Here is an 8,268-nt window from a genome sequence, read left to right as displayed (position 1 = left end):
ATGGCGTCCCCTAGGGGATTCGAACCCCTGTTACCGCCGTGAAAGGGCGGTGTCCTAGGCCTCTAGACGAAGGGGACAAAATTTTTGTCTATCGTCGCACTGCGACGATAAAATTTTGTAAGGCGAAAGATACTTTAGTATCTGAGCGACCTCATCCTAGAACTTTTTGTTAGTGAAGCGTTGCTTCACTAAATTTCTGTAAGGCGAGGTAAGCTCTGCGTAACCGAGCGACCTTATTATCATTCCTCACAGAATATTTCGGTCCTGAAAGCATTTCTGCTTTCGGCCTATTCCACGACATACATCATGAAAAGAAATTTGGTGGAGCCAGGCGGGATCGAACCGCCGACCTCTTGCATGCCATGCAAGCGCTCTCCCAGCTGAGCTATGGCCCCAAATTGCGTTACGGATGTCGTTGACTTTGTCGATGACTGTTCCGTGACAGCGGGGCGCATTCTAGATAGCACGCCCCATCATGTCAACGCTTTTTTTAGGAATTTTCTCTGTTTGCTATAAAAGTGAGCGCCTTGTTTATTCTCTCGACAATTTTGTCCTGAGATAACAGATTTAGCGTCACATCCAGCGACGGTGAATTACCGCTTCCGGTGGCCGCTACGCGCAGTGGCATACCCACTTTACCCATACCCACACCCAATTCTTCAGCCGTATCGTTAATGGCCGCCTGAATCGTTTGCGGATTCCAATCACTAATGGCAGCAAGTTTTTGCTGAACCAGTTCCAGCGCTTCTTTCGCTACCGGACGCAAGTGCTTTTTCGCGGCGTTAGCGTCAAACTCTTCATAGTCCTGATAGAAGTACGCACTAATTTGCGCCAGTTCTTTTAAGGTTTTAACGCGGTCGGCCTGAATGGCGATTACATCGGTAAGTGCCGGGCCGTTTTCTAAAGAAATCCCCTGCTGCTCAAAATGCCAGCTTGCGTGACTGGCAACTTCTTCTGCTGGCAAACTTTTAATGTAGTGTTGGTTTAACCACACCAATTTTTCGGTGTTAAATGCTGAGGCCGACTGCCCAATGGCATCAAGACTGAATAACTCAATCATTTCCTGTTCAGAAAAGATTTCCTGGTCACCATGGGCCCAGCCAAGACGCACCAAATAATTCTTAACCGCTTGTGGCAGGTAACCGTCATCGCGATATTGCATTACGCTAACCGCACCGTGGCGTTTTGAAAGCTTTTTACCGTCATCACCCAGAATCATCGAAACATGCGCGTATTCTGGTACCGGCGCGCCCAGCGCTTTTAAGATATTTATCTGGCGTGGCGTGTTATTAATATGATCTTCGCCACGAACAACGTGGGAAATACCCATATCCCAGTCATCCACCACCACACAGAAGTTATAAGTAGGCGTGCCGTCGGAACGCTGGATAATCAAATCATCCAGTTCGGTGTTGCTGATTTCGATACGGCCACGAACGTGGTCGTCAAATACCACACTCCCCTCCAGCGGGTTTTTAAAACGAATAACGTAGGGCTGACCTTCCGGATGATCGGTACGATCCCGCCAGGTCCCCGGGTAACGGGGTTTTTCACCGTTTTCTTTTTGCTGTTCGCGAATAGCGTCGAGCTCTTCTGCCGGCATAAAGCACTTATACGCTTTACCCTCTTCCAGCATAGTCTGAATGATGGCTTTGTAGCGGTCGAAACGCTCTGTTTGATAGTACGGCCCTTTATCCCAGGTTAAACCTAACCATTCCATGCCATCCAGAATTGCTTGTTTGGCTTCTTCGGTTGAGCGTTCGATATCGGTATCTTCGATACGTAATACAAACGCTCCGCCCTGACTCTTAGCATATAGCCAGGAATATAATGCGGTGCGCGCACCACCGACATGAAGATAACCCGTTGGACTGGGTGCAAATCTGGTAACAACCGACATGAATAATCTCTACTGTTAAAGGTGTTTTTCAAAGTTGGCGCATTTTACCAGCCATTGGGCAATGCCACAAAGCGGCGATGCTATTTTTCTTGCAGACTAAGTGAATTGTTCGCAAAATCATCGCAAAACAGCCTTTTCGGTTACTTTGTCATCAAACAGACACGGTTGTGTAATTTTTTCTATTTTTGTTGTTGACAGTTTCATTACCCTCTCTATAATACGCCCCACTTGCCAAGCACGGCAGGTAGCAAAGAAAGAGGACGCTTAGCTCAGTTGGGAGAGCATCGCCCTTACAAGGCGAGGGTCACTGGTTCAAGTCCAGTAGCGTCCACCACTTATTTTGAAGTTTTAGATGGCAAGGGTCACTGGTTCAACAACTTCGTTGCGAGCCACAGCAGACGTCCACCACTTCTTTCTTAGCAAAAATCAAAAAATTAGGACGCTTAGCTCAGTTGGGAGAGCATCGCCCTTACAAGGCGAGGGTCACTGGTTCAAGTCCAGTAGCGTCCACCACCTCTCTTTTTAAATTCAAAAAAATAATCATACAAAAAACCTATAGTACCGTTCACTGGTTCAACACCTTCGTTGCGAGTCACAGCAGACGTCCACCATCTATCCTTTCAATTTCAAAAAAATAACTATCCAAAAAAAAGCACTAGTACCGTTCACTGGTTCAACACCTTCGTTGCGAGTCGCAGCAGACGTCCACCATCCCTCTTTTCAATTTCAAAAAAATAATCATTCAAAAAAGCACTAGTACCGTTCACTGGTTCAATGTCTTCGTTGCGAGTCGCGCAGACGTAATCTGACCGTCACTGACAGGCTGAAATTTTATTTTACAATCTAATCCAGTTGGCACAATACCCGTTATATATTTTTAGGGCTAGCTATCGCACAATAGCGCACCTTCACTAGACACGGGTGTTAAATTGGCAAAAATAAACACGGCATCGGGCTGGGGCTTGATTTGTGCTTTTTCTATCGCGGTTAGTTGGGTTATTGTGTTTTGGATAAACCCCGCCTTTCTTACCGACACAAACGTGAAAGAACAGGTTATCACCGAATATCCCACCGCGTTGCTGTTATGGTATTTGCTCGATTGGGTGATATTCGGTATTGCAGCTGCCCTCTTTAGCTTTGCGGTAACGGATTTATTTTCGAAGCACTTTAGTTTAAAACTTCTGCTAATCAATCTGGCGAGTATTTCCTTCGCAGCGTATTGCATTGCAGTGGGTCTCACTGAAATATTAGCGGTCCTGACCCAGATAAGTCTCAGTGAAAAAGAAAAACACCTTCAGTTCAAGGCATTTACAGCATTATTACAAAAATTGCGTGGAAGCACGGAATTTTCCGGTGACATCTGGCTTATTCTGCTAAACCTTTGGCTATTCAGTAAAAAGAGGGTCAATCGCGTTATTACAGGGGCTGGTGTAGCCAATGGTTCGCTGGGGATTCTTATTCTTTTTTACCCGCGCTACGCTCTGGTAGTCTTTTACGTCACGCTAAATTTACTCTGGTTTCTTAGCATGTCTATCCACCTTCTACTATCCGGAAAGCCAAAAACGCAAGTAGAGTGAAAGCCATGCCCTCCTAAATAGCCAAATGTCATGACCCATTGTTTTTCGTGACAGTGCTCAGTATTCAGGTTTTAATAAGATTTATTAGCAAGTTGCCGATAAAGCATTCAGAAGCCAAACGGAAATAGCGGTAATGAATTTAAAGTTAGCCAGACAGACTCGTGTGTTAGTCATTGACGATCAGGTCCTTGCCAAAGGCTATCTGAAATACTCACTGGAAGAGCTGGGCTTTCAGAATATCGAATATGCCGATCGGGTAAGCACTGCGCTAACCTACATTCGCCGTAACCATTACGATCTTATTGTCTGTTCCTATGATCTGAAAAATGAACAGGACGGCTACTTTCTTTACGACCAGCTAAAAGAACACAACGAATTGCCACCAAGTACGGCATTTGTTTTTATTAGTGCCGATACGACCGCGGATATTGTGCACAGTATTGTTGAACTGCAACCAGATGACTTTCTGGCCAAGCCTTTTACGGTGCGGGAACTCGACCGCCGTCTTGGCCGGTTGTTAACCCGCAAACAAGTGCTGAAACCGGTCTATCAGTTTATTGAACAGGGCTCTCTGGATAAGGCACTTCTGGAGCTGGAAAATTTTTTAACCGAACCACGCAACTCTGAATTTTTCCCTCTTGCCTTAAAATTAAAAGGCGAACTGCTGTTAGCCTGTGGCCATTACGATGAAGCCAGGGAATTTTACCAGGCCATTATCAATGTGCAAAACTTCACCTGGGCCCAACTCGGCCTGATACGCAGTTTTATTTCGCTGGATCAGGATGAAGAAGCTGAAAAGCTGGTTATCGAGCTGGCACTCAAGCAAGACTCTATGATAGCCGCGTATGACTTACTCGCTGCGCTGCAAATTAAGCATCAAGAATTCGAGGATGCGCTGGAAAGTGTTGAGGTTGCCAGTGAAATTTCTCCCCGTAACATCCACCGCCACGCCAAGGCCCTGGATTTATCGAGACTGACCCACGATTACGAATCGCAGTTTGAAGCAGCTAAGAAAATTGTCAAAATTGCTAAGAATTCCATTCACGACAAGCCGGAAATTTATCTCAATGTGGCCCGGGCGGGGATCGATTTTGCCATGACCGCCGATGAAGACCATACCAAACGCTTAATCAAACAATCCACCGAGTATTTAAAGCAGCTTAAGAATAATTTTCCGAAAGCCGACATTGATGATCAGTTAAAAGTCATTGATGCCCGTTTGCTGTACCTGGAAGACGAAGTGGATAACGCCAAAGCGCTGCTTGACCAATTGAGTGATGATGCCTGGGAAACCGAAAGCATTGAAGGACTCCTCGATAAAGCGAAAGCTTTCCATGAGGTGGGTTTTCAGGAGCATGCGCTCAATATCCTCGACCTTATCGAACGCCGCTGTCACAACGATCCAGCACAAAGTAATTTGTTTTTCCAGTATGTCCAGCAGGAAAAAACTGAGAAAGCAGAAATCAGTCTCAGTCCAAAAGAGCTTAATAACAGTGCCGTTAATCAGTACCAGCGCGGCGATCTGGAAAAAGCCCTGCAAACTTTCCGTCAGGCATTTACCATCATGCCTAAGAACCCATCCATCGCGCTTAATTTACTACAGGCCGCGGCAATTAATCTTCGGGAAGCGAATAGCGAGGCGGCAAAAGATACCCTTAGTACACAGTTAATCCATAATTGCCTGAAAGCCATTGAATCAGGCAAGCTCACCGAAGAACAGGAACAACGTTATCAGCGTGTCAAAAAGGTATTAAAAGACCTGACTTAAGCTCTATACCCCGCTCTCAACATGGCTTACAGCCTGATTATTTTGCATTGAAACTTTGCTGATTTACTGGTTCGAGACTATATATTACAAGTAAAAAATAATTCGGTATCACTCTAACTAAGCAAAATCCCCTACATGACTATAAAGGCTCTTATCGAGAAGTATCGCCTTCGTGACGATGAATATAACGACATTCTGGGTCAGTTTATTCAGTCAACTGCTGAAATGTTTGATATGCCCATTGCTTTTTTAGCAGTAGTGGAAAGTGAAACTCTGTGGTTTAAAGCCAAGTTTGGTATCAAAGCAACAGAGATCCCGGTTAATGATTCAATCTGTAGGCTGGTAACAGAAACCGACAGCGTTATTTACATAGAAGATACGCTGCAGGATGAACGCTCCAAAGATAAACTTTGTGTTACCGGTGAGCCATTTATTCGCTTTTATGCTGGCGTGCCCTTTCAGCTCCAGGGCATAACGCTTGGCTCGGTTTGTGTTATGGACAGCCGGCCACGTGTCTTAACCTCTCAGGACGTTGAGCTGTTGACCAAATTCAGCCAGCATCTGGCCCAGTGCATCGAATTAATTTACGCCAATTTACGCACCGAGGACGAACACCAGTTATTAAATAATTCTCCAGCAGCCCTTATCCGCTGGCAGGCCAAACCCTCAGTGTCTACCTCTTATCTGTCACAGAATTTCAGCAAATTACTGCGCGTTGAGATCCCCGAAGATGTCTCACTTTTTCAGTTGGAAAGCTACATTTACCCTGAGGACCTCGACGGCTTTATGTTTGCCATGCGTAATCACCAACAAGGCGCTTCATTTTGTGAATGTGACTTCAGAGTCGTTAATAAAGGCCACAACCCAATCTGGTACAAACTGGTTTCCCGCGGTATCTTCGAAGCAGGCCAACTGACAGCCGTACAAGGCTTATTGCTCAATAACACAGAACAGAAATACCTGGAGCAGCGTATTCTGGAAACTAACGAACGCATGCGCCTTCTTCTTGAGGCTTCCGGCCTAGGCACTTCAGATTGGGATTTGCGAAACGACAACATGCGCGTGAACAACCGGATGTGTGACATAGTCAGTATGCACCCGGATAGTGTAGACACCAGCATGATGTATTGGGCGCAACTGGTGCATCCGGCTGATAAGGAACGCATGCGCGATGCCATAGTAGACAGTCTGATTAACCCACAAACCCCGCTGGATATTGAATACCGACTGCAATCAGCGGCCGGTGGGTACCGCTGGATAGAAACCTACGGCAAGGTTGTTACCCGGGATGAGAACGGCCGCGCTGAACGGTTTGCCATGACCCACCGTGATATCACCGAAAAGAAACTATCCGATCTTGAGGCAGAAAACCAGCGTCGGTTACTGGGCTTTATTAATCACGCCCAAAACCTGTTTGTTGCGCAAAAAGACTTGCAGCTCGCCTGTGAACAGATTTTTCCAAAACTCATCGACCTGGCAGAAAGTGAATACGGCTTTATAGGTAAAGTGCATTACGAGGAAGATAATCCCTGCCTGCATATTTACGCGATTTCAGATGTAAGCTGGAGTGAAGAAACCAAAAAACAATATGAGTTGTTCAAACAAGGTAAATTAAGATTTACCAACCTGAATAATCTGTTTGGCCATGTGATTACCTCAAATTCGCCAGTCATCGCCAACGCGCCAAGAAAACACCTGGCGTCAAAAGGCACGCCTCACGGCCACCCTGTACTTCATCGTTTTCTTGGCTTGCCCATTAAACAAGCGGGCAAAGCGGTAGGTGTGATTGGGCTAGCCAATAAAGCTGAAGATTACTCGCAAAGTGATGTGGACTTTCTGACCCCGCTTACCGATACACTGGCTAATTTGTTCAGAGCCGTTGAGGTTGAACAGGCGCGTTTCGAGGCCGAGCAACGCCTGGAGTACCTGGCCTCTACCGATGCGCTTACGGGCTTGATGAACAGACGTGCGTATTTTAACCGCATACAGTCTTTAACCGATGGTGAACAAGCTAACCTGTGTATTTGCATTATCGACATAGATAACTTTAAAAAGCTTAACGACAGCTACGGTCATCCCATCGGAGACAGCGTACTGAAAGAAGTAGCTCGCGTACTGGAGCACTCAGTAAGAAGCTCAGACCTGGTTGCCCGGTTGGGCGGCGAGGAATTTGGTCTGTTTCTGGACTCAGGAGAGGAACAACAGTGCAGTCAAATCCTCGATACCATCATGGCCAGCATCAGAGCTATCAGGATCGACACAGAAAAAGGCGTGCTGAATAATATCAGTATCAGTGTTGGAGCAACTCTGGTTTGCCGTAGTACACAGTCGGCAACCATGTTTTTTGATTCGGCCATGAAAGAAGCGGACGATGCATTATACGAGGCCAAACGACAGGGTAAAAACCGCTATTTCTGGCATCATCAGATGCATACTCAGCCAGCGGATAATGATCAGCAGGTGGCAGCGGTTACGCATTAACCGGGTGGGTACTATACACTACCACGTCTTCGTCAAAAATCGCATCGGTATAGCGCTCCGTACGCTGATACTGCATGCCTAGTTTCTGCATTATATTGATAGAACCATGATTATCCTCCAGCGCTATAGCAGAGAACTGTGGGCATCCTGCCTGGCGCAGCGAGTCCAGCACAGCTTTAGCAGCTTCCGTTGCATACCCTTTCCCCCAGCTCTGACGACGAAAGCGCCAGCCAAGCTCAAGGTTATCCGGCTGCGGGTTTCCGGTAAAAAAGCCCAACGGCCGAGCCAGAATCCAGCCAATCGCTGCGCGATTACCGGTGCTTAAGCTGGCCTGCCATAATCCCCAACCTTTTTCTTCATTATTGAAAGACTCGATGCGGGGAATAAATACTTCGTCGACTTCTTTGCGCGTGGTTTTTCTGCCACCGGTTAAGTAGCGCATAACCTCTTCATCCTGATCAATGTCAAACAGGAAATCCCGGTCTTGTGCGGTAATACGACGATAGGTTAAACGCTCGGACGGATTAACAGTGAGCATGGTA

General features: G+C 46.4%; 5 protein-coding genes and 4 tRNA genes. 5 read left to right on the top strand and 4 right to left on the bottom strand.

Features of this window, described 5'->3' with window-relative positions; translation table 11 throughout:
• Nucleotide 1 precedes the first annotated feature (1 nt).
• The 3 genes from C6Y40_RS04200 to gltX all read right to left on the bottom strand — a co-directional run bounded on the left by C6Y40_RS04200 (nt 2) and on the right by gltX (nt 1,900).
• Nucleotides 2–77: transfer RNA gene (locus C6Y40_RS04200), tRNA-Glu, on the bottom strand.
• 242 nt (nt 78–319) lie between these two features.
• A tRNA-Ala gene (locus tag C6Y40_RS04195) sits at nt 320–395 on the bottom strand.
• A 95-nt stretch (nt 396–490) separates the two neighbouring features.
• Entirely contained in the window at nt 491–1,900 is a 1,410-nt protein-coding gene (gltX, locus tag C6Y40_RS04190; protein WP_105933486.1) for a glutamate--tRNA ligase, read from the bottom strand.
• A gap of 258 nt (nt 1,901–2,158) precedes the next feature.
• On the opposite strand from gltX, the gene C6Y40_RS04185 reads away from it, so the two are divergent.
• The 5 genes from C6Y40_RS04185 (at nt 2,159) to C6Y40_RS04165 (ending at nt 7,726) form a co-directional block, all read left to right on the top strand.
• Nucleotides 2,159–2,234 (top strand) — tRNA-Val (locus C6Y40_RS04185).
• A gap of 103 nt (nt 2,235–2,337) precedes the next feature.
• Nucleotides 2,338–2,413 (top strand) — tRNA-Val (locus tag C6Y40_RS04180).
• A gap of 416 nt (nt 2,414–2,829) precedes the next feature.
• The gene (locus C6Y40_RS04175) at nt 2,830–3,477 is read left to right on the top strand and encodes a hypothetical protein (RefSeq protein WP_105933485.1); all 648 of its coding nucleotides are present in this window, start codon (nt 2,830–2,832) and stop codon (nt 3,475–3,477) included.
• 133 nt (nt 3,478–3,610) lie between these two features.
• Nucleotides 3,611–5,245, top strand: coding sequence for a response regulator (locus C6Y40_RS04170; protein ID WP_105933484.1), 1,635 nt, complete (start codon nt 3,611–3,613; stop codon nt 5,243–5,245).
• 135 nt (nt 5,246–5,380) lie between these two features.
• On the top strand, nt 5,381–7,726 hold the full coding sequence (locus C6Y40_RS04165; RefSeq protein ID WP_105933483.1) for a sensor domain-containing diguanylate cyclase: 2,346 nt from the start codon (nt 5,381–5,383) through the stop codon (nt 7,724–7,726).
• On the opposite strand, the gene C6Y40_RS04160 is transcribed toward C6Y40_RS04165, so the two are convergent.
• Nucleotides 7,716–8,264: a GNAT family N-acetyltransferase gene (locus tag C6Y40_RS04160; RefSeq protein ID WP_105933482.1), complete on the bottom strand. Its 549-nt coding sequence runs from the start codon at nt 8,262–8,264 to the stop codon at nt 7,716–7,718. The genes C6Y40_RS04165 and C6Y40_RS04160 overlap by 11 nt on opposite strands.
• Nucleotides 8,265–8,268 lie beyond the last annotated feature (4 nt).

The sequence above is a fragment of the Marisediminitalea alba genome (genome assembly GCF_002993365.1).
Taxonomy (GTDB): domain Bacteria; phylum Pseudomonadota; class Gammaproteobacteria; order Enterobacterales; family Alteromonadaceae; genus Alteromonas; species Alteromonas alba.
The sequence above is the reverse complement of the archived record's forward strand: the minus strand, read 5'-3'. Positions and strand labels throughout refer to the sequence as shown.